The organism is Ketogulonicigenium robustum (genome assembly GCF_002117445.1).
GTDB classification, from domain to species: domain Bacteria; phylum Pseudomonadota; class Alphaproteobacteria; order Rhodobacterales; family Rhodobacteraceae; genus Ketogulonicigenium; species Ketogulonicigenium robustum.
In genome coordinates this window covers 158,918-183,605 of sequence record NZ_CP019937.1, presented here as the reverse complement: position 1 = coordinate 183,605, position 24,688 = coordinate 158,918, and the positions used below count along the sequence as shown (strand labels likewise).

The window sequence follows — 24,688 nt, the reverse complement described above, 5'->3', positions numbered from 1 at the left end:
AACATACATGTTCTACACACCTGAGGCAGGCCACGGCCTGCCCCACAACCCGATGACCGCACTGGTCGCCCCCCGCCCCATCGGCTGGATCGCAACGCGGGGGCGAAACGGGCAGGATAATCTGGCGCCCTATTCGTATTTCAACCTTGTGGCCGCGAACCCCGCGCAGGTCATGTTCGCATCGACGGCGCAAAAGCCCGACCGTGGCGACACCAAGGACACCTTGGGCAATATCCGCGAGACACATGTCTTTTGCGTGAATATCGTCCCCTATGCGCTGATCGACGCGATGAACATGTCAGCCGCCCCCCTACCGCGCGAGGTGGATGAGTTTGACCGGGCGGGGCTGACCAAAGCCAGCTGCGAAACCATCGATTGCGCGCGCGTCGCGCAGGCGGCCGCCAGTCTAGAATGCCGCATGACGCAGGTCATCCCGTTGGAAGGAAACAGCAATTTTCTGGTGCTTGGTCGTGTGACGGGAGTGCATATCGACGACGCTTGCCTGCGCGACGGCCTGTTCGACCCTGCCTTGTTCGGTCAGGTCACACGCCTTGGCTATCAAGACTACGCAGTCATCCGCGAGACGTTTACACTGGCGCGCCCCAAATAGGCGCGCCAGTGAAAGATATCAGATCATCCGCGCGCGGCGACGGGCGCGGATCAGGCCGATCAACAACAGCAGCACGGCCACGGCGACAATCCCGCCCAGCGCCAGCAGATAGGGCATCGCGCGCAACAGCAGCGGCTTTTCACCGCCCGCCTGCAGCAGTTCGACATAATCGGCCGTCACGTGCAGCGCAGGGTTGCCAAAGCTTTCCAGCACATAGTTCGCGACATCGGCAATCTGCTGGCTATCCCACGAGCCCGCATAAGCGGGCATGAAGAAATAGTCGTCCTCGGTCTCGCGCTGCAGGCCGGTCGAGATCACCATGACCAGATTCGACGCGGTCATGCCGCTGGTTGCCGCGTTGTTGATCAACGAGGGGTAGTAGAAATCATCCGTGCCGCGCCCATCTGCGCCGTGGCAGTTGGCGCAGCTGGCCATGAACAGCTCCTCGCCCTGCGAGGGGGTGACCGTGGGGATCGCACCGGCGCTGCCGTCTTCGTTCAGCAGGGCCCGCGTATCGGGGTCGCGCAGCGCGAAGCTGGGTCGGATCTGGCCGGGGGTGCGGGTCGGCGGCACCGTGCGCAGAAAGTCGACAATCGCCTGCAGGTCGTCGTCGTTCAGGTATTGCAGCGAATAGCTGACGGCTTCGGCCATCGGGCCTGCCGCCTGCGCCTTGCCGTGGGCATGGCCGACGCTCAGATATTGCTTGATCTCGTCATCGCTCCAGCCGCCCAGACCGCTGATCGGGTCGGATGTCAGGTTAGGGGCCTCCCAACCGCCGACATTGCCGCCCTGTAGGAACTGGCTGGTGTCTTCGGCCAACAGCACGTTGCGCGGGGTGTGGCAGGTGTTGCAGTGCGCCAGCGCCTTGACCAGATATTCGCCGCGATCTGCCGCGCCGGGGGCCACATCGGCGGCCTCGAACGGGGCGCTGCGTGCAAACAGCAGGTTCCAGCCCATCATCACATAGCGAATATTGAACGGGAACGAGAGTTGCGTCGTCGCCTCGGGGGCGGCATCTACAGGCTCGATCTCGGTCATGATAAAGGCGTACAGCGCGCTGATATCATCATCGGTGATCTGCGCGTAATCCGAATAGGGCATGCCCGGATACAGGAAATGCATCCCCGGCGCGACGCCCTTGCGCACGGCGCGGCTGAACTGCTCCAGCGTCCAGTCACCGATACCGAATTCCTTCGACGGTGTGATGTTCGTCGACACCATCGCGCCCATCGGCGATTCAAGGATGTACCCGCCGGCCCATTCCACACCTTCTTCGTGGTTGGTGTGGCACGCTGCGCAGTCGGCGGCGATAGCAACATAACGGCCACGTTCGACCAAGGCAGGGTCAAAGTCCTGCGCCATCGCCCCCCACGGGGCCAGCGCAATTGCCGCGACAGCGGGCAGTGCAAGGCGGTTCATCCTGCAACTCCTTGGGAAAATCGATTTACTGCGATGAAATAGGCATGAACATTCCGACCCCGTAAGACAGCGAACCTCGCATCCGCGCCCGAAGTCCGCGGCCCTGCACGATGCACGATCTCCACTTCAGTCACGACCACGCGTAGCTCCGTTGCGGCGTCTTGGTCTGCATACCGCTTCAAAATTGCGAAACAGTTGAAGAGTTCCCTTCCCGCTTAACCAGTTTCACGACGAATGTGAACACCCCAGCAGAATCTGGGGGCGGCGCATCCGTTCACATATTTGCCTGTTGTCATTTCTGATACGCTTGCGCATACCTGCTGGCGCATAACGGGGGTCGTCTTGTCCTTATCGCGCCGCAGCTTGGTTACCGAGTTTGGAACAGCCTTGGCTGTCCTAACGCTGTGGCTGTTGGCGATTGTGTCGCCGCTGCACCAAGTGTCGGCTTTCGCCCACGAAGCGGGGATCAGCACGGTCTGGACGATTTGCGAAGTGCCGCAGGAACATGGCAGTTCGTCGCACGACCCCGTGATGATGGCCTGCCCGATGCACGGCATGGGCAAGGGGCACACGGCGCTGCTGCTGCCCGTCTTTGCAGGCCTGCACCTTTACACCACCACTTTCACAATTCTGACGACCCGCCTTTACGAGGCGCGGCTGTGGGCGCGTATCCAGCCCCACCCAGTCCAGCCAAGGGCACCGCCGGGTCTGGTCTGAATCTGCCATCGCCCCTGCCTGCGCATGCGCGCTGCGGGGATGGCATGGCACCGCAGACCGTCTCACAGAATCCGCCCTTTTGGGGCACATCGTTTCCTACAAGGATGATGCAAATATGCGTCAACTAATCTTATCCGCCCGCCGCATGGCGCTTGGCCTGGGGCTGGCCATGGCTGCAACGTTGCCCGCCGCCGCGCATGAATTCGAACTGGGGTCTATCCAAATCATCCACCCCTCGGTGCCAGCAACGCCGCCCAATGCCACCGCCGCGCCCCTTTACATGGCGCTGGCGAACAACGACCATCACGCCGACCGCCTGCTGTCGGTCGAGACCCCCTATGGCCCCGTGCGCTTTCGCCGACCCGTTCCGCAAGACGATGGTAGCCTGAGGTTCGAGGATATGGAGTGGATCGACATTCCGGCCGAAACCATCGTGATCCTGGCCTCGGGCACGGTCCACGGGGTGATCGACGGCGTACCGCCGCTGACACAGGGGCAGGAAATCCCCGTGAAAATGACCTTCGAAACACGCGGCACGACCGAGATGCACCTGCAGGTCGACCCCGTCGCCCCGCTGGACGGCGCAGACGGCGCGGTCGCCAGCCCCAGCCATCAGGCGGGTGATGTTTTGCAAATTGGCGCCGCGCTGCGCACCGCATTGGCCCCGCAAAACGCCACCGTCATGCCAATTGTGATGAACGGCGACTTTGCCATCGCGGGCTGGACGACCGATGACGTCAGCGAAAACGGCGCTGCTCGCGCCTTGCTGCGCCGCGAAGGTGGCCAGTGGGGGGTGCAGATGTTTGCAGACGATAGCCTGCTGCAGCCCGCCACACTGGTTTCGGCCGGCCTGTCCGACACCGATGCCCAGCAATTGATTTCCGATGTTGCCACCTACGAGGCGATGATCGCCCCCGAAACCGTCGCCCGATTCAACGCCTTTCCCGGCACACGCCCTGTCGCCATCACATCCGAGGAAACCAAATGAAACGCACCCTTGCCACCATCTCACTGGCACTCGGCATCGCACTATCGACCGGCGTCGCGATGGCACAAACACCTGCGGGCGGCACAGTCGTGACCGCCGGCTCGATCGAGATCTCGGGCCGCTTTGCCCGCGCGTCGCTGCCCAACGCGCCCGTCGGCGGAGCCTATATGACCATCACGAACACCGGGCCCAACGATGATCGTTTGCTCGGCGTGACAACCGCCGCAGGCGTCGTTGACCTGCACGAGATGTCGATGTCGAACGGCGCGATGAGCATGCAGATGCTGCACGACGGAATCGTCATTCCTGCAGGAGAGACGATCGTGCTGGCCCCCAGCGGGCTGCACATGATGATCTCGCCCCTCGCCGCGCCGCTGGAACAGGGCGAAACCTTGGACATGGTTGCCACATTCGAACATGCAGGCGACGTCCCCTTGACCTTCGACATTCTGGCGCTAAACGCGCGTTCTTATCCCGAGGCTGAGCAGACAAAATGACAAAAAAGCAAAAGAACCCTGCGCCTTCTGGTAGCAACAAAACCCTGCGCAATGTCCGCATCGCCATCTGGGCGCTGGCTTTGGTTGCAGGCGCAGGTGCCGTGTGGATGGTGACCCAGCAGCAGCAGACGCAATCGATGCAGACCGCTTATTCCGACATCGGGCAGGGCGATTACAATCTGGTCACCACCACGGGCGAGCCCTTCACCGCCGCATCGCTGCGGGGGCAACCTTCGCTGGTGTTCTTCGGCTTCACCCACTGCCCTGACGTTTGCCCCACGACGCTGGGCGACATCACCTTGTGGAAGGACGAATTGGGCAACGCGGCGAAGGACCTGAAGGTCGTCTTCATCACCGTCGACCCCGAACGCGACACCCCCGAACTGCTGCACGACTACGTCAGCTGGGTGCCAGATTCCGTCGGCGTCACCGGCACACCGGACGAGGTGGCGAAAGCCGTATCGGCCTTCCGCATCTACGCCAGCAAAGTACCGCTGGAAAATGGCGATTACACTATGAACCACGCCGCATACGTCATGTTGTTCGACGAAAACGGCCAGTTCAACCAGATCTTCAGCTATCAAGAAGACATCGACCGCGTGACCCAAAAGTTGCGCGACTTCCTGTAACTCGGTCAGGGGGCCAACGCTGGCCCCCTACCCTTTTGGCGGCAGACGCGGCATCGTGGCGATGGCCGCAGGCAATGCCTCCAGCGGGGTGGCCTTGGCAAAATACCACCCTTGGAGATAGTCGCAGCGCAGCGCACGCAGCAAATCAACCTGCTCGCGCGTTTCAACCCCCTCGGCGGTCACGACCTTGCCCATCGAATGGGCAATGTCGATGACCCCGCGCACGATGGCTAGATCCTCGACGCTATTGGTTAGGTTGGAAATAAAGCTGCGGTCGATCTTGATGCGGTCGATAGGCATGCGGCGCAGGTGCGTCAGCGACGCAAATCCGGTGCCGAAATCATCCAGCGCGATTTCCACCCCCGCCGCGTGCAACTGCGACAGCCGCACAGCAAGATGCTGGAAGTCGCGCCCCAGAAAGACGCCCTCGGTCACCTCGACGCAGAATTTCGACGGCGGAATGCCCGTCTCGCGCGAAAGCGCGAAGAACCGGTCGACAAACGCATCCGATCGGAAGTCGGCGTTGGTGATGTTTATGGCAAGACGCCGGACGGGAATATTCATATCCAGCATCATGCGCATATCGTAAAACGCCTGATCGACCACGAACATCCCGATGGCGGCCTGCAATCCTGGGTCATCCAGATCGGTCAGAAAGGCTGCGGGCGTAATCAGCTTTTGTTCGGGATGATTCCAGCGCAGCAATCCCTCAAGCGAGAATGTCCCCGGAGTCGCGAGGGGCACGATGGGCTGATAAAACAGCCTGAATTGCCCGCGATCCAAGCCCACCTCGACCGCGTGCAGCAACTCGCTTTTACGCTCGGCAATCTCGCGCAGGCGCGGGATGAAGAACTGCGCCTGATCACGGCCCAACGCCTTGGAATGATACAGCGCCATATCCGCCGCCTTGAACAATTCATCCAGCGAGCCCGCCTGTTCGGGGAAGCTGGCCACCCCTATACTTGCGGTGCACCGGCGGATAGAAGCCCCCAACGGCACAGGTTCGCGCAAGCTGGCAAGGGCGCGACCGACGAATTCCAAAACGCAATTCTGCCCCATATTCGTCATGACGATGCCGAATTCGTCGCCACCCAGCCGCGCCACGAACACGTCGGGCCCAACCAGCGCCCCCAAGCGTTCGCTGAACAATTTCAGCAGGGTATCGCCCATGTCATGGCCGAACGTGTCGTTGATTTCCTTGAAGGTGTCGATGTCCAGCAACGCCAGATGCACCGGACCTATGGCTTGGCCATCGGCGCCGCGATGCGGCGGCAGAACGCTTTCCAGATACTCCTGAAAGCTGCGCCGGTTCGGGATGCCCGTCAGCGCATCGACGCTGACAATGCGCCGCAGTAACTCCTCGGCAGCATGGCGCGACGAAATATCAAATCGGATCGCCGTGTAACTGTCGACTTTTCCCACCGCGTTCACATGCGGCACAATGGTGGTGTCGACCCAGTAATGCCTCCCATCCTTACGGCGATTGCAGATCTCGCCATGCCAGACCTCGCCCCCGGCGATGCGGCGGTACATGCTGCGGAAAAAGTTGGTGTCGTGCGTGCCTGAATTGAGGATGCGGTGGTTCGCACCGATCAATTCGTCGCGTGAATATCCGCTGATCTCACAAAACTTGCTGTTCACGAAGGTGATCGTGCCACGCACATCTGTCATAGCCACGATGGCGGCGCTATCCAGCGCGTAACGGATAAACTCCATCTCGGACGGGAAAGGCGCTAGCCCCGATCGCTGGGCTCGTATGTCGCGCACGTCGGCGACGGGCGCGGCGTTTTGATCGTGCTTCACACTTATCGGCATCGAACCCACCCCGGGCCTGCGTTGAACATCTAACACCCCATAATAACAGACGATGGGCTGAACCGGTCGTTAACGCGGCCACATTCTTCTGGATAATTGTAAACGTTTTGACCGCGCCGGCGCGATTATGTTAGCGCCAGCGCTGCACAATCAAGGTCAATGCAACGCAATCGCGCAGTTTTGCACCGGCGCGATACTGCTTTATGCATAAGAATGATAAGGTTTTGCTGATAGAAACGCTGATCCAATCTGCGTTTTAGTGGTGAGCCGTGTTGGTTTCGAACCAACGACCTAGTGATTAAGAGTCACTTGCTCTACCAGCTGAGCTAACGGCCCACTAAGGGTCTATTAAAAAGTGGCGCCTACAACGTCAATCGAAAACCGTAACCCCACGCTGCGACGTGGCGGCACAGGGTGCGGCTGCACGATTACCGCCATAGCGCATCCCTGCCCCCTTGGCCTTTGGCCGCCCAGCACCATATGATCAGCAGGGCCGCCGCATTGGACGAAGCAGGGACATACGATGGAATTGACGACGAACGACTACATTATCAACGGAACCGACGCCGGCTTCATGGAGGACGTGATCGCGACCTCGCAGCAGGTGCCGGTGATCGTGGATTTCTGGGCGACGTGGTGCGGCCCGTGCAAAACGCTGGGCCCGGCGCTGGAAGCTGCGGTGACCAAAGCGAACGGCAAGGTGCGTCTGGTCAAGATCGACGTCGACAAGCAGCCGCAGTTCGCAGCGCAGTTGCGCGTGCAATCCATCCCGACGGTTTATGCCTTCTGGCAGGGGCAGCCGGTTGACGGCTTCCAAGGCGCGGTGCCCCCCTCGCAGGTGCAGGAATTCGTCGACAAGCTGGCCGCGCTGGTGGGCGATGACGGCCTCAGCGCCGCGCTGGACGCTGCCGACGAAATGCTGGACCAAGGCGCGGCCGCAGACGCCGCCGAAATTTATGCCGCCGTCCTGCAAGAGGAACCCGAAAACGCCCGCGCCTATGCCGGCCTGATCAAAACCCATCTGGCCGCCGACGATTTGGATGCCGCCGAGGCCGCGCTGAACGGCGCCCCCGCCGCGATCGCGACCGCCCCCGAGATCGAGGCCCTGCGCGCCCGCATTGATCTGGCCCGCCAAGCCGCCAGCGCCGGCCCTGTGGACGAGCTGCGCACCGCCGTGGCTGCCGACCCTGCGAACCTGCAGGCCTTGTTCGATCTGGCCACCGCCCTGCATGCCGCAGGTGACGTGCAAGGGGCCGTCGATGCCCTGCTGGACCTGTTCCGCAAGGACCGCAACTGGAATGACGAAGCCGCCAAAACGCAGCTTTTCACCATTTTCGAGGCCCTGCCCGCGAAAGACCCCATTGCACTGGCTGGGCGGCGTCGCCTGTCGTCGCTGATCTTCGCCTGATGGCGACCGCGTCCCCAGACAGGCTGCCCGCGCAGCTACCGGGGCGCATCCCCCTGTTCCCGCTGGCGGGCGCGTTGCTGTTGCCGCGCGCCCATCTGCCCCTGCACATCTTCGAACCCCGCTATCTGGCGATGTTCGAGGAGGCGCTGATGACCGAATCGCGTCTCATCGGCATGGTTCAACCGCTGCACGCCCATGACGGCGCACGTCTGCACCGCATTGGCTGCGCGGGCCGCATCGTCGGCTTTGGCGAACGGCCCGACGGACGGCTGGACGTGACGCTGGCAGGCATTTCGCGCTTTCGGCTGCTGTCCGAACCGCTGACCGCCACCCCGTGGCGGCAGGGCGAGGTCGGCTGGGACGATTTTGCAACCGACCGCAACCGCGCCCCCGAAACTGACCCGCACCTGGACCGTGCGGCGCTTTTCGCGCTGCTTGCCCGCTTCTCGCAGGCGCGGGGGCAGCAGCACGACTGGCAAAGCCTGCGCCCCCTGCCCGACGAGGCGCTGATAAACATGCTGTCCATCGTCGCCCCCCTATCCCCCGCCGACCGCCAAGCCCTGCTAGAGGCGCCGGATCTGAGCCTGCGCCGTGAAACCCTGTGCGCGCTGCTGGAATTTGCCCTGCAGCGCCCCGCCGACGGCGACCCTGATGATTCCGAGGTAATGCAATGACCCAAGACACCACGCCTAAACCCACACAACCCACCCCGCGCCTGTTCGACCCCCGCATGCTCGAGGCGCTGGTCTGTCCGCAAACGCAAGGCCCGCTCAGCTATGACAAAGACCGCGGCGAGCTGATCTCGCGCGCGGCGGGGCTGGCCTTCCCCATTCGCGACGGCATCCCCGTGATGCTGGTGGACGAAGCCCGCAAACTGGACTAGGCCACCAGTATAACCGCAACAATCGCGATCGCTGCGAAAACCACCGCCAACCGAAAGGACCCGCCATGACGCAAAAGCCCGTCGAAGACATGACCTTCGAGGAAGCGCTGGCCGAGCTGGAGCAGATCGTCGCGCAGCTGGAACGCGGCGATGTCCCGCTAGAGGAATCGATTGCCCGCTATCAGCGCGGGGCCGATTTGCGTGCCCGCTGCGCCAAAAAGCTGGAAGAGGCCCAAGAAAAAATCGCCCGCATCACGCTGGGCGAAAATGGCCAAGCCGCAGGCCTGCAGCCGTTCGAGGCCTGATGCACATGCAAGGCCCGCCGCTGGCCGCGCGCATGGCGCAGGCGACTGCCGACATTCAGGCCCATATCGCCCAGCACGTCGCCCCCCACACTGGTGATGTGGCCGCTGCGATGGTGTATGCCTGCACCGGCGGCAAGGGTCTGCGCGGCTTTCTGGTGCTGGAATCGGCCCGCCTGCACGGCATCGCCCGCGCCGACGCCCTGCCCGTCGCCGCCGCGATCGAGGCGCTGCACGCCTATTCGCTGGTGCATGACGACATGCCCGCGATGGACAACGACGACCTGCGCCGGGGCCGCCCCACCGTCCACCGCAAGTGGTCCGAGGCGACCGCGCTGCTGACAGGCGACGCGCTGCAGTCGCTGGCCTTTGAATTAATCGCGACCGCCCCCCTGACCGCCGCCGCGCGCATCGCCCTGCTGGCGGCGCTGGCCAAAGGCGCCGGCATCGCGGGGATGGTTGGCGGCCAAGAAATGGACATCGCCGCCGAAACCGCGCAGTCCCCGCTGGATCTGGCGCAAATCACCGCGCTGCAACGCGGAAAAACCGGCGCGCTGCTGACATGGTCGGCCAGCGCAGGCGCGTTGATGGCCGAGGTCGACCCCGCCGCACTGATCGCCTATGGCGATGCGCTCGGCCTCGCCTTCCAGATCGTCGACGACATTCTGGATGTGACCGGCGATGCGGCGCTGGTGGGCAAAGCCCTGCGCAAAGATGCCGTCGCGGGCAAGGCCACCTTTGTCTCGCTGCTGGGCTTGGACGGGGCGAAGGCCCGCGCGCAAGATCTGCTGCATACCGCCGAAGCCGCCCTCGCCCCTTATGGCGATACCGCTATCACATTGCGCGAGACCGCGCAGTTTGTCATTACGCGACAAAACTGAACCAGACGCCACGGACAGGCACAGCTACAGGTCAGGCCATGACGCACACACGCCCCGCTACCCCGCTTCTTGATCAAATCCACAGCCCGGTTGACCTGAAACCGCTGTCGGATGCGCAACTGCGGCAGGTCGCGGCAGAACTGCGGGCCGAGACGATCTCGGCCGTCAGCGAAACGGGCGGGCATCTGGGGGCTGGCCTTGGCGTGGTCGAACTGACGGTTGCCCTGCACGCAGTGTTCGACGCCCCGCGCGACAAGATTATCTGGGACGTCAGCCACCAATCCTATCCGCACAAGATTTTGACGGGGCGGCGTGACCGTATCCGCACGCTGCGCCAGAAAGATGGGCTGTCAGGGTTCACCAAACGCAGCGAATCGCCCTACGATCCGTTCGGCGCGGCCCATAGCTCGACATCTATTTCCGCAGCACTCGGCTTTGCCGTCGCGCGCGATCTGGGCGGCGCCACGCCCGAAGGTGCGATTGGCGACACCGTCGCCATCATCGGCGATGGCTCGATGAGCGCGGGCATGGCGTTCGAGGCGATGAACAACGCCGGCGCGCTGAAAAAGCGCCTGTTCGTGGTGCTGAACGATAACGAGATGTCGATTGCCCCGCCGGTCGGCGCGCTCTCCAGCTACCTCTCGCGCCTTTATGCAGGGGCACCGTTTCAGGAATTGAAGGCGGCGGCCAAGGGCGCGGTGAACCTGCTGCCCGAACCGCTGCGCGAAGGCGCCAAGCGCGCCAAGGAAATGCTCAAGCACATGACCGTCGGCGGCACGCTGTTTGAAGAGCTGGGGTTTTCCTATGTCGGCCCCATCGATGGTCACGACATGGACCAGCTGCTGGCCGTGCTGCGCACCGTGCACGACCGCGCAACCGGCCCCGTGCTGATCCACGCGATCACCCAAAAAGGCAAAGGCTACGCCCCCGCCGAGGCCGCCCGCGACAAAGGCCACGGGGTGGGCAAGTTCGATGTGCTGACGGGGGAACAGGCCAAGGTCAAATCGAACGCGCCCAGCTATACATCTGTCTTTGCCAACGCGCTGATCCAGCAGGCCGAAAAAGACAGCCGCATCGTCGCGATCACCGCCGCCATGCCCGATGGCACGGGGCTGGACAAATTCATGTCGCGCTTCGCCGACCGCTGCTTTGATGTCGGCATTGCCGAACAGCACGCCGTCACGTTTGCAGCAGGCCTTGCTGCGGGCGGCATGAAACCGTTTTGTGCGCTTTATTCCACATTCTTGCAGCGCGGCTACGATCAGGTCGTGCATGATGTGGCCATTCAGCGCCTGCCGGTGCGATTTGCGATTGACCGCGCCGGGCTGGTGGGTGCCGATGGCGCGACCCACGCAGGCGCGTTCGACATCGGTTTTATGGCCAACCTGCCGGGCATGGTCGTCATGGCCGCCGCTGACGAGGCCGAGCTGGTGCGCATGGTCGCCACCGCCGCCCATCACGACGAGGGCCCGATTGCATTCCGCTTTCCACGCGGCGAAGGGGTCGGGGTCGATATTCCCGCCGATGCGCAGCCGCTGGAAATCGGCAAGGGCCGCATCGTCCGAACAGGCGCGAAGGTCGCGATCCTGTCCTTTGGCACCCGCCTGTCCGAAGCGCTGGTCGCCGCAGACCTGCTAGAGGCGCGCGGCATTGCCCCGACTGTCGCCGATGCCCGCTTTGCTAAACCGCTTGACCGTGACATGATCTTGCAACTGGCCGCCACGCACGAGGCGCTAATCACCATCGAAGAAGGCGCGATTGGCGGCTTTGGCAGCCACGTCGCGCAGCTATTGGCGATGGAGGGCGTCTTCGACAACGGCCTGCGGTTCCGCTCGATGGTCTTGCCTGATACGTTCATCGACCAGTCCAGCCCCCGCGACATGTACGACACCGCGCATCTGAATGCCGCAGATATAGCCGATATGGCACTGTCTGCACTGGGTGTCGCGCTGCTGGAACGCCGCGCCTGATCGAATATTGATCGCTCGGGCGATTTTCACTTGCAGCGGGGGGGCGATTGCTGGATCAACCGCCTAAGTCAGGTCATAGCACCTGCCCTATCCCTCCCTACTGCCCAAGAGGATCGCCTTGAGCGCTACAATTGTGGCCGGACGCAAAGTTCCGGTCGGTATCATCATCTTTGCCCTGGCGATGGGCGGATTTTCAATCGGCACCGCAGAATTCGCCGCCATGAGCCTGCTGCCCTATTACTCGGCCACCTTCGGCGTGACCGAGGCCGATGCGTCACACGCCATCAGCGCCTATGCGCTGGGGGTTGTCGTCGGCGCCCCGCTGCTGGCTGTTTTCGGGGCGCGGATGTCGCGCCGGTGGCTGTTGGTGGGGTTAATGGCGTTTTATGCTCTGGCCAACCTGATGGCCGCGCTGGCGCCTAGCTACCCGCTGATGATCATCGCGCGGTTCTTTGCAGGCTTCCCGCATGGGGCGTATTTCGGCGTGGCGATGCTGCTGGCCGCATCACTGGTGCCGCATGAAAAGCGCACATTCGCGGTATCGCTGGTGATGACAGGCCTGACGGTTGCCACGCTGTTGGGCGTACCGTTTGCGAGTTTTCTGGGCCAAACCATCGGATGGCGCTGGGGTATTGCGCTGGTCGCCATTTTGGCAACCGCCACCGCAACCCTGATACTGCTGCTGGCCCCCCGCGATGCGGGCAACCCCGCCGCGAACCCGCTGCGCGAATTGTCGGCACTGAAAAACCGCAAGGTTTTGCTGGCACTGCTGAACGGCGCGGTCGGCTTTGGCGGGTATTTCGCCACCTACACCTACGCCGCATCGACCCTGGTCGAAGTCACCAAAGTGCCCGAGCACTACATCCCCTTTGTTTTCATGGCGATGGGTGTGGGGATGACGGTCGGCACGCTGATCATCGGGCGGTTGGCCGACCGCGGCCTGATTGCCACGGGATGGGTTATCCTGATCGTGTCCTTTGCGCTGCAGCTGATCTACCCCAGCGCGACCGCGCATATCTGGATGGTCATTCCAGTACTCATCCTGATCAACGCGTTTTCATCCTTCGGGACGGTCATGCAAACGTGGCTGATGAACGTCGCGGGCGATGCACAGACCTTTGCCGCTGCGATGAACCATGCCTCGTTCAACATGGCGAACGCGTTGGGGCCGTTCTTTGCCGCCATGGCGCTGTCGGCAGGCTGGGGCCTGCCGTCCACCGGCTATGTCGCCGCGATGCTCTATGCCGTCGGCATGGCGCTCTACGCGATTATGATCTGGGACCTGAAACGCGATCAGGCCTGATTACAGGGGGCGGGCCGTCAACTGATGGCCCGCAATCCCCGTGACAAGCGCATCGACGATCAAACCTTCGGGCTGATCGACGTCAAAAAGCACCTCGGTGAATTGCGCGGTCCGGCCCATACGGGCGTTTTCCATCAAAACACGATGCTGCAGCCCCTGCTGGGCGGCCAAATGGCGCGCGACTTGCGCATCACCCGCTGCGCGCAGCCGCGCCGCACGGTCGCGAATCGCATTGCCATCAACCGCAGGCATCCGCGCCGCAGGGGTGCCCTTGCGCGGGCTATAGGGGAAAACGTGCAGCCATGTCAGATCGCATTCTTGCACCAGTTTCAACGAGTTGAGGAACATCTCCTCGGTCTCGGTCGGGAAACCGGCGATAATATCGGCCCCAAAGGTCATGTCAGGGCGCAGACGGCGCGCCTCCTCGCAGAATTTGATCGCGTCATCGCGCAGGTGGCGACGCTTCATCCGTTTCAGGATCATATTGTCACCCGCCTGCAGCGACAGGTGCAGATGCGGCATCAGGCGCGGTTCGGTCGCGATGGCCTGCATCAGCATGTCATCCGCCTCGATCGAATCGATGGATGATATGCGCAGGCGCTGCAAATCGGGCACCAGCTTCAAAATCCGCATGACCAGATCGCCAAGGCGCGGCGTCGCAGGCAGATCAGCCCCCCACGATGTCAGGTCAACGCCCGTCAGTACCACCTCGTTATAGCCGCGATCGACCAGACGTTTGATCTGATCGACCACGACACCCGCAGGCACCGAACGCGAATTGCCACGACCATAGGGAATAATGCAGAACGTGCAGCGGTGGTCGCAACCGTTTTGCACCTGCACATAGGCGCGGGCGCGCGTACCGAAGCCGTCAATCAAGTGACCGGCGGTTTCCTTGACCGACATAATGTCGTCAACCTGCACAGGCTCGGTCAGGCCGATCAGGTCGGGTGCCATCGAGCGCCACGTCTCGGGCTGCATCTTTTCGGTGTTGCCGATGACGAAATCGACCTCATCCATCTTGGTGAAGGTCTCGGGCTCGGTCTGGGCAGCGCATCCGGTGACGATGATCTTTTTCGTCGGATGCTCGCGCCGCAGCTTGCGAATCTCTTGCCGGGCTTTGCGCACGGCCTCGGCGGTCACGGCGCAGGTGTTCACCACGACAGCATCCGATACGCCCGCGCTGGCCGCCAGTTCTTTCATCGCCTCGGTTTCATAGGCGTTCAGGCGACAGCCGAGTGTCGCGAAAATCGGGGCGTTCTGATCCATCAGAGATTATCCAGAAACTGCTGCGTCAAGACGCCATCAAAGGCGTGCATCGTGGCGCCCGTCATCCAGACGCCGTCATCGCGCCATTCTACCATCAGGCTGCCGCCGTCCAGCACGATTTCAACTTTGCTGCGCGTCAGGCCGCGACGGTAAGCCGCCACAGCCGTCGCGCACGACGACGAGCCCGAGGCCAGCGTGATCCCCGTGCCGCGTTCCCACACCCGCATACGGATGCGATCTTCGCCAATCACCTGCGCGAATTGCACATTGGTGCGCTGCGGAAACAACGGGTGGTGTTCAATGGTCGGGCCGATGGCCGCTAGATCAACCGCCATCACATCATCAACAAAAAAGGTGCAATGCGGGTTGCCCATGCTGGTGGCCGTGGGCGACCCAGGCAGCGGCAGGGCAAGGGTGTCCATTTCTTCAGCCAGCGGGATCTCGTCCCATTCGGTCATCGGGTGGCCCATATTAACCGATGTCAGCCCGTTTCCGGCATCGACAGCCTGCAAGACACCGCGATCCGTGGTAATAGTCAGCTGTGTTTTACCCGTCCGGTCCATCTCGTAGCGGGCGATGCAGCGGGTGGCGTTGCCGCAGGCCGCGGACAGGCTGCCATCGGCATTATAGAATGTCAGATGCAAATCGGCGTTGCCGCCACATTCGACCACGGCCATCTGGTCGAATCCGACACCGCGATGGCGATCAGCCAAGGCTGCAACAAGCGGCGCCGTTACGCGCGCGCCAGTGTCGCGTGCGTCGATGACGACGAAATCGTTGCCCAACCCGTGCATTTTCATGAACGGCAGGCCGGAATCTGATCGGCGGGGGTCTGAACTGCTTTGCATGGCGCCCATCTATGCCAGTTTACGTTGCGAATCCAGTGCTGGCGGCATTCTTTCGCATTTCATGGGTTGACCCCCCCGCGCACTCCCCCTATTAGCCCCTTCACGGAGAGCCGGTAGCTCAGTTGGTAGAGCAACTGACTTTTAATCAGTAGGTCCTGGGTTCGACCCCCAGCCGGCTCACCAAAGAATTCAAGGGCTTAGTCAGAAATGACTAGGCCCTTATTCTTTACTGGCTACCACGGGGCTACCACCAAAACAAATTTCGCGCAGCGCTGGGCGGTGTGAGGTGGCGCGCGGGGAAGAATAACAACACCGCGCACCGTGGAGGTGCGGAAGGGGTTCTTGTCGAATTTTTTTGGGGGTCTGTCTCTGCCGTGAATAGTTGGGGCAGCTTGGGCGAACCAGTCAAAGGCTACCGGCCATGCGGAATGCCGAGAGGTGGCGGCGCGGCCAACAGTAGAGGCCGTTCAGATTTTTGGCCGGTCTCTACTAAAACGCTGTTACCTCCGTTACCTTGTTACCTATATATATAACATATTGTTTTATATGTATTTTATGCCTTCCAGCAGGTAACAAAACAGGTAACAAAAATGGAAATGCCTGTTACCTGTCAAGCCATTGATAAATATAGACATTCTTGATTTTCGCGGCCGTCGCGGCTCAAAAATCTCCCAAATCCGGCCCTTTTGGGCGCGCAAATTGGGCCGCTTTCGGGGGGCTATACGCGCAAAAAGCGCCCCGTTTCGGATCGTCCCGCCCGAAATTCCAACGCCTTGAGAAAAAAATCCCCACATGAGGGGGACGCGGGCCTGCGCTGGCCGAGGTTGCAGACTTTGAGGTACCCCCCCTTGGGGGATAGAACAACAACACCAACCCCTTCTTTTCATGGAAAAATTCAGCAGAAAACGCCCCGAGCGGGGCGCGAATTACCCGCATGCAGGCGAACCCTAGGAAGGACCCACGCTGATTTTTACAGGCATAACTATCTGATAAGTGGTCTTTTTTTCTAAATTCAGTCCGTGCAAAAAGGAAGCTCCCCCCGCCGGTCCCGCAGGGCTGCGCATAATTTCTAAAGCGCCCCCCCGTCTGCCTCGATCTGCGCCAGCGCTAACCCAACAGGCCGCCACCTGCATCTTAACCCGTCACACAAGCCCACGCCGCCGCGCGGGGCGCTGCATCATCTGCCCAAAGCGGAAGGGCGGCACCCAAGCGCCGCCCCTCATCAATCTTGTTCGTGGCCGCAAGCTGCGCTGCCGGATCGCCCGCCGGATAGGCCCCCAAAAACGCGACGGATATGCGCCCATGCTGGGGCGCGGGGGAACAGGCTAAGGCCCCCTTATATCCTGCCGCGCTTTCCTCTCTGCCAGTCTACGGGACAAGCCCCCATCATATTCCATGATTGCAGCCCGTTCGGCCTCTAGATCGGCGGCAAGATCATATCCCTTCAGATCGGCTTGCGTTGCCTTGTCCTCATCTCCGGCGCTGGGGGCTGGGCCGAAGCCCTGCCACATGCGACCCGCCCAATCAGGTTTCCCATCAGCCATGTGCCGCCCCGCTCATCAGCGCCTCTAGGTCGATCTGGTAGAGGCGCACCACCGTCTTTTCGCTGGGCACCTTGAAGGGCTTGGACGGGGCCAGCACCTTTGCACCCTTTTCCGTGACCTCATGCCGAATGATAACCCCCTCATCGGCCAGCCCTTCCAGCACCGACTTGCGATCCAGACCGGCCAACACCTCATCCACGCCGGACTTGTGCAGATAGTAAATCGGCGCGGCGTCGGGTTGGTCATTATCACTGCGCCGGACATAGCCCAGCGCGTTGGTGCGGATCACCGTGCGCGGGTCGGGATACCACGGCAGAAAGCGGGAATGGCCGTTGATTTCGATTTCCCGCCGGATGCGCGCCTTGGCGTCGGTCACTTCGCTGGCCCCAATGCCGCCGCGCTCGATCAGCCAATCCTTGAAGCACCGCATGGCCGCATCGGCAGCGGCCCCAACGGGCCAACCGGTTACGCCCATGACAGTCGCCAGTTCGCCAGCAGCGGCCACCAGAGCAAAACGATCTGCCACGCGCCGCACCTGACCATCGGCCCCCGCAGGCAGCGCGCCCGCCAGAAACCCCTTGCGCGCACCGGCCACCGTATCCCGCACGGCAGGCAGATCAGCCGCCACGCGGCGAATGAACGTCCGTGCAGCGATGCCGTAGTGACGGCTGGCCGCGCCCTTCAGGCGTTGCGAGAATTGCGCGGGATCGGCAGCGCCGTGGGTGTCCTCAAACAAGCCCATGCCCGCGCCTGCATCGGCGCGCAGGTCGATCACCCGCACTTCCATACCCGCCGCAATCCGGCCCCCGCTTTCCTTGATCTTATCCGAGAGGCCCACTTCACCGTTAGAGAGAAAGATCAGCCGCCATTCATGTGCCTTGCGCGCCTGTCCCTCGCGCCCAGCGCGGGCCTTGCCAACACCGTTGCCCAGCATATAGGCCGCAGCACCCGCCGCCTTGCTGTCGATCTGGCTCAACTCATCCAGACAGAGGCAACTATCATTGTGCATGGCGGACAGGGCTTCCAGACCGTTATCCGTGGCGCGCCAAGACTGGATATAGCCGCGCGTGCCGCCACCGCCCCAGACCGAACCAGCCACGGCCAGCGCGGTCGATTTGCCCGAGGACGACGCACCGCGAAAGTGGAAGCCGCCGCCATCCTCGCCCGTCAGCGCCAAGAGGGAGGCAGCGAAAGCGGCAGAGGTTGCCAGAAGCAAACGCGAATTGCCCACGACATTCGCAGCAACCTCGGCCTGCCACGCGGCCAGATCGCCCGAGACATTCAGGGCATGTTCAATCCGCTCGCCCGCCTGCAAGATCACCGCCTCGCCCTCATCGGCACCGCTGATCGCCTCATCAGGGAACACGAACACTTCACCATGCCAGCCGATCTTGGGGACACAGCGCACCCGCTTTTCCGGTTCGGCCCCCATCAGGTATTCGCGCAGGTAGTCGCGCCACTTGCGGCCAATCGTGGTGAAGGGCTTCCAGCCCAAGCGCAGCAGTTCGCCAATGATCGCATCGCCCGACCCTGCATGCAGCGATTGCGGCATCGCCCAGATATGGGCCGCGCCGTCACGGTCGATCACTTCAACCTGAAGGCCCCAATCCTCGCCATCGGCGCTACGGGACAGCGCCAAGACATTCAGTTCAGACCCGAACGCCTGCCAGCCCTTTTTAAGGGTGCCGTCCGGTGCTTCCGTTTCCACCTCTTTCCACGTCTGACCAGCTTCTACCTTGAACGGGAAGTGGGGTTTCCGCTTGGCGCGCTGGGCCTTCCCGTCCTGCGCAGCGCCGGTCTTTTTGGCTTCGGCCTCTGCCGTAGCCTTAGCCACTTGGGCCTTGATTACATCCTCACCGCTCATGCGTCACCGCGCAGCAGGTCGTTAAAGTCCGTGCCTTGTTTCTGGGGGTGGATGATCGACACCGCGCGCCCTTCGGCTTCCAGACGGCCCGCCACGATCTCAGCGGCGCTCAATCCGGCATCATCGTGATCGGCAGCGATGATAACCACCTCAGCGACAGGCGCGGGCGGCAGGATCAAGCCTTTGAGGCCCGAAGTGGACAAGGTGGCCCAAACGGTCATCCGCGAAGAACGAGAGACAGACAGGGCGGTTTCAATCCCTTCGGCCAGCGCGATCACGCGGTTATCGGGGCCAAAACGCACCGCGCCGCCCGAGGACGGCCCCAGCATCATCTTGGCCGGTTCCACATCAGCCTTGCCGCTGCCGTCCGGCTTCAAGAACGTGCGGTGGATGCCTAGCGCCTCGCCCTTCGGGCCACGGATTTGCGCCAGCATGGCAGGCAGGTGGAGGCCGCTGGGGCTATGCAAGACGCTGGGGTGATAGCGCAGCGTGGACCGCAGCCGATTGAAGTGCATGCCGGTCAGCCCACGGCTTTCCAGATAGGTTTGCGCGGGCGTCAGAAAGCAAGACACGCCCTCAGCGAACAGAGTGCGGGCGCTTTCACGGCGGCGGGCATCGCGGCGCTTTTCCTCTGCACGGCGGCGGGCCTCGGCAGCGGGATCAGGCGGGGCGCTCGGCGCGCCTTTGCCATCAATCAGGCCGCGCACCTGCAATTCCGACAGGACGGCGCAGCCGCTCTTGTGGCAGTGGCACAGCAAGCGCCCCGCGCTATCCGACAGAGACAAGGCCCGCTGATCGCGCCGCCCTTCAGGTTGGCAAATCGGGCACGGCGCAAGGCCGTTGTTGCCCCGCCATTCGCCATTCAGTGCCCGCGTGACACGTTCGGCTTCAGTCATGTTTGATTTCCTTTTGCAGTGAGGGCCGCAACAATCTGTTGCAGCGCCCACAGTTCGCGCTTCAGCGCGTCCACTTCGGTTTCAAGCGCGTCGATCTCGGCGCGGTGTTCGTCTTGTGTGCATTGCAGGTCGAAAATATCTGAACTGGCTTGCCACGCTTCGGAACGCACCAGTTCAACGTGGGCTTTCACGCTCTTGCCATCCCAGCCTTCCACTACAGCGCACCCAGCAAGCGCAGGCGGGCCGCAAGGTGCTTCAACATGCCTTGCGCCGCTCAGCCGATCGCTTGGGCGTAGGAAGCCGTTTCTGCGTAGCCCTCGGCCTCATTGGCGCGCAGCAGATCATCGTAGAGGGAGGCAACCGCGAATTGCCCGAGGCGCTCGGCCTCTGCCACAAGGCTTGCGATTTCGCGGGTCAGCACGCCTTTGTGCGGGGTCACATCATCAGCGGGGGCCAACAGTTCAAAACGCATACGCGCTGCGAGGCCACTGGCAGCGCCACCGATAGCCAGCCCTATATCCCGCGCGTAGGTCGGCGCGTCATCCTCGCCCAGCGCCCCACCGCCGCGCAGCAAGGCCGCGTCCAGCGCCTCGGAGGCAAACAGTCCCAGTTCTTCGGCCTCTTGTGCAAAGGCCATCAGCAGGCGGCACGTCAGTTTCTTATCCGTGATCATGTTAGGCCACCTTTTGCGAGGTAGACAGGACGCGGCGGGCCTCGATCCACTCTCGCACATCGGCCACGCGGTAGCGCACCGAACGGCCAATCTTGACCATCGCGGGGCCATCACCGCGCACGGCGGCGATTTCGAGGAAGCGGCGCGAGAGGCCGAAATGTGCGTGGACCTCATCGCGGTTCAGCATCAGTTCGGAGGGAAGTTTGTCGGTCGTATAGGGGATAGGCATTTAGTCACCTCATTTTATCAAATGGCTGCCCAAAGCATTCAGGCAGTTGCATCAGTCCAAAAATGAGTTTCGGGGGGCCACATGTCTTTCGGGAATAAATGGCGCACAATCGGGAATAATTACGCACCGCATATCCAGTTGAAAAATCTATATAATTCTATACGCCCAGTTCACCAAAGCCCGCGCTTCGGCCCACAGTTCCGGTGCGCGGGTTTCATCAGGCAGCGCCACCCCGCCCCAATCGGTGACGGCAATCACCTTCAGGATAAAATCGCGCGGGGTCTGGCAAGGGATTGCCAGCAGTTCGGTGGCGTCCGCATCTAACCGTGACACGATCAGGTTAAAGCCCGCCTCTGATACGCCGCTGAACGCGGGGCTGTTGATCTGATCGCGCAGGTTCGACCAGCCCAAGAATGCACGTCCAACCGGCGTTTCCGATTGCAGCACCTGACACGCCTCATGCGGTGCAGCGCCCGCCGCGTCCCCTTGCGCGGGTAGGATCGCCCCCAGCGCTACAGCGGGGACTGAAAGCATCAATTCGCGCCGGTTCATGCTGCGCCCCCGATCTGGCTGGCAGCCCACGCGCGCACCTTGACCAGCGCCCAGCGCGGCACGTCCGGCCACGGGTCATTCTCGAAATTGTTGTTGCCCGCGAAAAGGAAGTGACAGAGCGCCCCAAGGCCCTCGACCGTCCGAATGGGGGTGGCCTCGATCAGCGCTTGGATTGCGTATTCCTGCCGTTCCCAGAATTTGCAGGCACGGGTTTCAAAGTTGCCGTCTAAATCTGCTGCCGCAGCGGCGCGCCAGTGCGCCCGTGCGCGACCCCAGCGGGCGACTAGCGCAACCATAGGATCGGGCGCAGGCGCGGCATCCAGCGCCGCAGGCAGTGCGGCCATCACCAAAGCAGGCAGCCCCGCGACCAGCGCGCGACGGGACAGGGTTTCGATAGGCAAGCCGGTAGCGGCTGCCGGAATATGGGGGTTCGGCATTGTTGCTCCAATCAGGCGCTTAGTGTTATGTTGTGCAAAATGCCCAATTCAGGGCATTATGTCAAACATAAAGCACAAGGTTGGTCTTCATGCCAATTACACCCGCACAATGCCGCGCAGCACGGGCGCTTGTAGAAATGGATCAGGCCAGCCTTGCGAGAGCCGCAAATGTGTCGCGAAATACGATTGTATCTTTCGAGAAAGGGCAGCGCGCACCTAACGCCAACAATCTCGGCGCAATTAAAGCAGCGCTCGAAACCGCAGGTGTGGATTTCCTCGAAAGCGGCGAAGCCGCATCAGGCGCAGGGGTGGCCCTGCGAGGGGGCGAGGCTGACTAGCGGCTTACGACCCCAGACGAAAAGAGCCCTTAGCGGACCTTGGAGTAGATGATGCAATCGCGAGGAGATTCGGAAATGTTAGGGTGCGTGAAATAGCGCCTAAGGATGCCCTCACGCTCCATGCCTGCTTTCTCCATGACGCGGGCAGAGGCTGGATTCTCCACGTCACAGAATGCTTCTGCCCTGTAAATGCTGGGATGTGATAGAGCATGGTCCACGAGCCAATGCATTACCTCGGATGCGCAACCTTTGCCCCAAGCGGAAGATCGCAAGACGTAACCGTAACTCACCCGATGACCGCTTAGCTGAGGATAAAACATCCCCAATATTTCTGCAGGTTTCTGGAGATCGAATGCAACCAAGGGGAAACCTTTTCCTTGATCCCATTCCAACGCCGCAAATTCCAAAAAGGTGACCGTGTCCGTCACGCTATGGTGCGGCGTCCAGCTCAGATAACGGGTAACATCCGCATCAGTGGCGTAGCTATCGAAGATACTCTGCGCGTCATCGACATTTACACGGCGAAGGCGGAAGCGGGCTGTCTCGAAATGTTCAGGCAGGCGGTAAGGATCATTCATCGTTTTACCCTATCATTTGCATTGCGCACGGCAAGAACTGGCAATGACCGCTTCGCCCGCATAGCGGACCCTCACAACTTCACCACCCCACAAACATAGTTGCCGATCAGACCGCATTGGTCTAGTGCCCAGCGCATGAGACGAACGCCGCTGCATTACCTGCGCTTGATTGCGCTTTGGGCCATGCTGCTGCCCTTTGCGGCGGTGTCTCTGGTGGCCTCTGGGGTGATGCCCGCGCGCGCGGCGAATGGCGCGATCATTCTAGTGATCTGCACCGGCGGGGGCGGGATGGTCGAAATGGCCTTTGACCCCGTTACCATGCAGCCGATTGACGATAGCGCCGACGATGGCACGTCATCCGATCAGGCGCACTGCTATTGGGCGGCGGCCCAAGCGCCATTCGACGCGCCTGAAACTGTGCAGATCAGTCTGCCCCGCAAACCTGCGCCCACGCAGGCGCATTTCATCGCCTCAACCACCCTCAGCGCGGCCGCATCGACCGGCCTGCCGCCGTCCACGGGGCCACCTGCAACCGCCTAAAGCCTTTCATCTGAAACCTTTAGACGGATACCATTATGACAACCGTAACCAACGGGGACACGTCCCCGCAGGCTGCTGCGCGCCGCGCAAAGGCCGCCAATCTCTACCGCGCTGTATGGCGCTGGCACTTTTATGCGGGGCTGATCATCCTGCCCTTTATGATCACGCTGGCCGTAACCGGTGCGATCTACCTGTTCCGCGAAGATGTGGACAATATCGTCCACGCGAACTTCATGCAGGTCACTCCGATTGAGGGACAGCGCCTTTCCCCGTCCCAGATCATCGACGCCGCGCTGGGCGCGCAGGCGGGCACAGCGGTCAAATTCACTGACCCCATCAGCGACACTCAATCGACCGAGGTGACAATCAAGCCCGAAACCGGCAGCAACATGGCCGTCTATGTCAACCAATACACCGGCGAGGTGCTAGAGGTTCGACCGGATCGCAGCACCTTTGCGTGGACAGTGCGCTATCTGCATTCGTTCCGCTATTTCGGCCCGAACCCGCGCAAGATCATCGAAATCGTGGGCGGGTTTGCGATCCTCATGGTGTTGACGGGCGTCTATCTATGGTGGCCGCGTGGGGCGATGCGCGGGCAGAAAGGGGGCGTCATCACCGTGCGCGGCGAACCCAAGCGCCGTGTATTCTGGCGCGACACCCATGCGGTAACGGGCATCATCATCGGGTTCTTTATCGTGTTCCTTGCGCTGACAGGGATGCCGTGGTCATCCGTCTGGGGGGCCAAGGTGAACGAATGGGCCAATGGCAGCAATTACGGCTATCCCAACGGCCTGCGCATCAACGTGCCTATGTCCGAAGATCACCTTGACCATATCGCCAAGACCTCTTGGTCACTGGAACAAGCGCAGATCCCCGAGTCGGTGCCGCCCATGATGGAAATGCCCACTATCGGCATCGACATTGCGACGCAGATTTTCGACGAAATGGCGCTGCATCGCGGCTATGCCGTGGCCCTACCCAATGGGTCATCTGGCGTCTATTCGGGGTCTGTCTATCCCGATGACCTTAGCCAGCAACGCGTCGTGCACCTCGACCAATACACGGGCGATGCGCTGCTGGATATGAGCTATGCCGACTATGGCCCCTTGGGCAAATGGCTAGAGTTCGGGATCAACACGCATATGGGCCAGACCTTTGGCCTATTGAACCAGTTGCTGCTGTTAGCCGTCTGTGTCGGCATCGTGCTGCTGGCGGTGTCTGCCGCCGTGATGTGGTGGAAGCGCCGCCCCTCGGGCAGCCTCGGCGTCCCGCCCTTACCATCAGACCGCAAGGTCTTTATCGGGCTATTCGTCATTCTGGGGATCGGCGGAGTGCTGTTCCCCCTAACGGGCATAACCCTGTTGGGGATGATCGTGCTGGATATGATCTGGCAGGCGGTTAGGGCGAAACCCGCACGCATATAGCCAAGGAAGGCACCGGCTCAATCTGGGCCGGTGCCACATGACTGACGCTCAGCTAACAAAATCGCTTATGCAAC

Annotated in this window: 27 protein-coding genes and 2 tRNA genes; 16 read left to right on the top strand and 13 right to left on the bottom strand. The window is 61.8% G+C overall.

Going from position 1 to position 24,688, the window contains the following annotated elements; genetic code table 11:
- The first annotated feature begins 7 nt into the window (after positions 1-7).
- Positions 8-610, top strand: coding sequence for a flavin reductase family protein (locus BVG79_RS00980; RefSeq protein WP_085787166.1), 603 nt, complete (start codon positions 8-10; stop codon positions 608-610).
- Between the two features lie 18 nt (positions 611-628).
- On the opposite strand, the gene BVG79_RS00975 is transcribed toward BVG79_RS00980, so the two are convergent.
- Positions 629-2,029, bottom strand: a complete 1,401-nt coding sequence (locus BVG79_RS00975) for a cytochrome c (protein WP_085785254.1) — start codon at positions 2,027-2,029, stop codon at positions 629-631.
- A 342-nt stretch (positions 2,030-2,371) separates the two neighbouring features.
- Between BVG79_RS00975 and BVG79_RS00970 the strand changes: the two genes are divergently transcribed.
- The 4 genes from BVG79_RS00970 to BVG79_RS00955 all read left to right on the top strand — a co-directional run bounded on the left by BVG79_RS00970 (position 2,372) and on the right by BVG79_RS00955 (position 4,860).
- Positions 2,372-2,746 (top strand): hypothetical protein, encoded by a 375-nt coding sequence (locus tag BVG79_RS00970; RefSeq protein WP_085785253.1) that lies wholly within the window; start codon positions 2,372-2,374, stop codon positions 2,744-2,746.
- 115 nt (positions 2,747-2,861) lie between these two features.
- The gene (locus BVG79_RS00965) at positions 2,862-3,734 is read left to right on the top strand and encodes a copper uptake system-associated protein (protein WP_085785252.1); all 873 of its coding nucleotides are present in this window, start codon (positions 2,862-2,864) and stop codon (positions 3,732-3,734) included.
- The gene (locus BVG79_RS00960) at positions 3,731-4,231 is read left to right on the top strand and encodes a copper chaperone PCu(A)C (RefSeq protein ID WP_085785251.1); all 501 of its coding nucleotides are present in this window, start codon (positions 3,731-3,733) and stop codon (positions 4,229-4,231) included. The genes BVG79_RS00965 and BVG79_RS00960 overlap by 4 nt, the downstream gene beginning before the upstream one ends.
- On the top strand, positions 4,228-4,860 hold the full coding sequence (locus BVG79_RS00955; RefSeq protein ID WP_085785250.1) for an SCO family protein: 633 nt from the start codon (positions 4,228-4,230) through the stop codon (positions 4,858-4,860). Before BVG79_RS00960 ends, BVG79_RS00955 begins: the two co-directional genes overlap by 4 nt.
- Before the next feature lie 27 nt (positions 4,861-4,887).
- On the opposite strand, the gene BVG79_RS00950 is transcribed toward BVG79_RS00955, so the two are convergent.
- Positions 4,888-6,675, bottom strand: a complete 1,788-nt coding sequence (locus tag BVG79_RS00950; protein WP_085787165.1) for a putative bifunctional diguanylate cyclase/phosphodiesterase — start codon at positions 6,673-6,675, stop codon at positions 4,888-4,890.
- Between the two features lie 260 nt (positions 6,676-6,935).
- A tRNA-Lys gene (locus BVG79_RS00945) sits at positions 6,936-7,011 on the bottom strand.
- A 187-nt stretch (positions 7,012-7,198) separates the two neighbouring features.
- Here BVG79_RS00945 and trxA point away from each other — a divergent pair.
- From trxA to BVG79_RS00910, 7 genes are all read left to right on the top strand, one after another.
- Positions 7,199-8,083 (top strand): thioredoxin, encoded by an 885-nt coding sequence (trxA, locus tag BVG79_RS00940; protein ID WP_085785249.1) that lies wholly within the window; start codon positions 7,199-7,201, stop codon positions 8,081-8,083.
- Entirely contained in the window at positions 8,083-8,757 is a 675-nt protein-coding gene (locus BVG79_RS00935) for an LON peptidase substrate-binding domain-containing protein (RefSeq protein ID WP_085785248.1), read from the top strand. Before trxA ends, BVG79_RS00935 begins: the two co-directional genes overlap by 1 nt.
- The gene (locus BVG79_RS00930) at positions 8,754-8,966 is read left to right on the top strand and encodes a Trm112 family protein (protein WP_085785247.1); all 213 of its coding nucleotides are present in this window, start codon (positions 8,754-8,756) and stop codon (positions 8,964-8,966) included. Before BVG79_RS00935 ends, BVG79_RS00930 begins: the two co-directional genes overlap by 4 nt.
- 65 nt (positions 8,967-9,031) lie before the next feature.
- Positions 9,032-9,271 (top strand): exodeoxyribonuclease VII small subunit, encoded by a 240-nt coding sequence (locus BVG79_RS00925; protein WP_085785246.1) that lies wholly within the window; start codon positions 9,032-9,034, stop codon positions 9,269-9,271.
- Positions 9,272-9,276: 5 nt separating this feature from the next.
- Positions 9,277-10,149 carry a polyprenyl synthetase family protein gene (locus BVG79_RS00920; RefSeq protein ID WP_085787164.1) on the top strand — a complete coding sequence of 291 codons (873 nt, stop codon included), beginning with the start codon at positions 9,277-9,279 and terminating at the stop codon, positions 10,147-10,149.
- A 38-nt stretch (positions 10,150-10,187) separates the two neighbouring features.
- Positions 10,188-12,119 carry a 1-deoxy-D-xylulose-5-phosphate synthase gene (gene dxs, locus BVG79_RS00915; RefSeq protein WP_085785245.1) on the top strand — a complete coding sequence of 644 codons (1,932 nt, stop codon included), beginning with the start codon at positions 10,188-10,190 and terminating at the stop codon, positions 12,117-12,119.
- A 118-nt stretch (positions 12,120-12,237) separates the two neighbouring features.
- On the top strand, positions 12,238-13,422 hold the full coding sequence (locus tag BVG79_RS00910; RefSeq protein ID WP_085785244.1) for an MFS transporter: 1,185 nt from the start codon (positions 12,238-12,240) through the stop codon (positions 13,420-13,422).
- Here the strand turns inward: BVG79_RS00910 and mtaB are convergent, their stop codons facing one another.
- Both mtaB and dapF read right to left on the bottom strand, forming a co-directional pair.
- On the bottom strand, positions 13,423-14,691 hold the full coding sequence (gene mtaB / locus BVG79_RS00905; RefSeq protein WP_085785243.1) for a tRNA (N(6)-L-threonylcarbamoyladenosine(37)-C(2))-methylthiotransferase MtaB: 1,269 nt from the start codon (positions 14,689-14,691) through the stop codon (positions 13,423-13,425).
- Complete coding sequence (gene dapF / locus BVG79_RS00900; protein WP_085785242.1) at positions 14,691-15,548, bottom strand: diaminopimelate epimerase; 858 nt, start codon at positions 15,546-15,548, stop codon at positions 14,691-14,693. The genes mtaB and dapF overlap by 1 nt, the downstream gene beginning before the upstream one ends.
- 98 nt (positions 15,549-15,646) lie before the next feature.
- Here dapF and BVG79_RS00895 point away from each other — a divergent pair.
- A tRNA-Lys gene (locus BVG79_RS00895) sits at positions 15,647-15,722 on the top strand.
- A 1,353-nt stretch (positions 15,723-17,075) separates the two neighbouring features.
- On the opposite strand, the gene BVG79_RS00885 is transcribed toward BVG79_RS00895, so the two are convergent.
- From BVG79_RS00885 to BVG79_RS00855, 7 genes are all read right to left on the bottom strand, one after another.
- Positions 17,076-18,947: a DUF927 domain-containing protein gene (locus BVG79_RS00885; protein WP_085785240.1), complete on the bottom strand. Its 1,872-nt coding sequence runs from the start codon at positions 18,945-18,947 to the stop codon at positions 17,076-17,078.
- Positions 18,944-19,843 carry a DUF7146 domain-containing protein gene (locus BVG79_RS00880; protein WP_085785239.1) on the bottom strand — a complete coding sequence of 300 codons (900 nt, stop codon included), beginning with the start codon at positions 19,841-19,843 and terminating at the stop codon, positions 18,944-18,946. The genes BVG79_RS00885 and BVG79_RS00880 overlap by 4 nt, the downstream gene beginning before the upstream one ends.
- Complete coding sequence (locus BVG79_RS00875; RefSeq protein ID WP_085785238.1) at positions 19,840-20,058, bottom strand: hypothetical protein; 219 nt, start codon at positions 20,056-20,058, stop codon at positions 19,840-19,842. The genes BVG79_RS00880 and BVG79_RS00875 overlap by 4 nt, the downstream gene beginning before the upstream one ends.
- A gap of 59 nt (positions 20,059-20,117) precedes the next feature.
- Positions 20,118-20,516 (bottom strand): hypothetical protein, encoded by a 399-nt coding sequence (locus tag BVG79_RS00870; protein WP_085785237.1) that lies wholly within the window; start codon positions 20,514-20,516, stop codon positions 20,118-20,120.
- 1 nt (position 20,517) lies between these two features.
- Positions 20,518-20,745: a helix-turn-helix transcriptional regulator gene (locus BVG79_RS00865; protein WP_198167863.1), complete on the bottom strand. Its 228-nt coding sequence runs from the start codon at positions 20,743-20,745 to the stop codon at positions 20,518-20,520.
- Between the two features lie 147 nt (positions 20,746-20,892).
- Positions 20,893-21,279 carry a hypothetical protein gene (locus BVG79_RS00860; RefSeq protein WP_157115594.1) on the bottom strand — a complete coding sequence of 129 codons (387 nt, stop codon included), beginning with the start codon at positions 21,277-21,279 and terminating at the stop codon, positions 20,893-20,895.
- A gap of 14 nt (positions 21,280-21,293) precedes the next feature.
- Complete coding sequence (locus BVG79_RS00855) at positions 21,294-21,734, bottom strand: hypothetical protein (RefSeq protein WP_085785235.1); 441 nt, start codon at positions 21,732-21,734, stop codon at positions 21,294-21,296.
- Between the two features lie 89 nt (positions 21,735-21,823).
- Here BVG79_RS00855 and BVG79_RS00850 point away from each other — a divergent pair, with 89 nt between their 5' ends.
- Entirely contained in the window at positions 21,824-22,072 is a 249-nt protein-coding gene (locus tag BVG79_RS00850) for a helix-turn-helix transcriptional regulator (protein ID WP_085785234.1), read from the top strand.
- Between the two features lie 29 nt (positions 22,073-22,101).
- Here the strand turns inward: BVG79_RS00850 and BVG79_RS00845 are convergent, their stop codons facing one another.
- Positions 22,102-22,650 carry a GNAT family N-acetyltransferase gene (locus BVG79_RS00845; RefSeq protein ID WP_085785233.1) on the bottom strand — a complete coding sequence of 183 codons (549 nt, stop codon included), beginning with the start codon at positions 22,648-22,650 and terminating at the stop codon, positions 22,102-22,104.
- Between the two features lie 135 nt (positions 22,651-22,785).
- On the opposite strand from BVG79_RS00845, the gene BVG79_RS00840 reads away from it, so the two are divergent.
- Positions 22,786-23,190, top strand: coding sequence for a DUF2946 family protein (locus BVG79_RS00840; RefSeq protein WP_085785232.1), 405 nt, complete (start codon positions 22,786-22,788; stop codon positions 23,188-23,190).
- A gap of 35 nt (positions 23,191-23,225) precedes the next feature.
- Positions 23,226-24,614, top strand: a complete 1,389-nt coding sequence (locus tag BVG79_RS00835) for a PepSY-associated TM helix domain-containing protein (RefSeq protein ID WP_085785231.1) — start codon at positions 23,226-23,228, stop codon at positions 24,612-24,614.
- Positions 24,615-24,688: the final 74 nt, after the last annotated feature.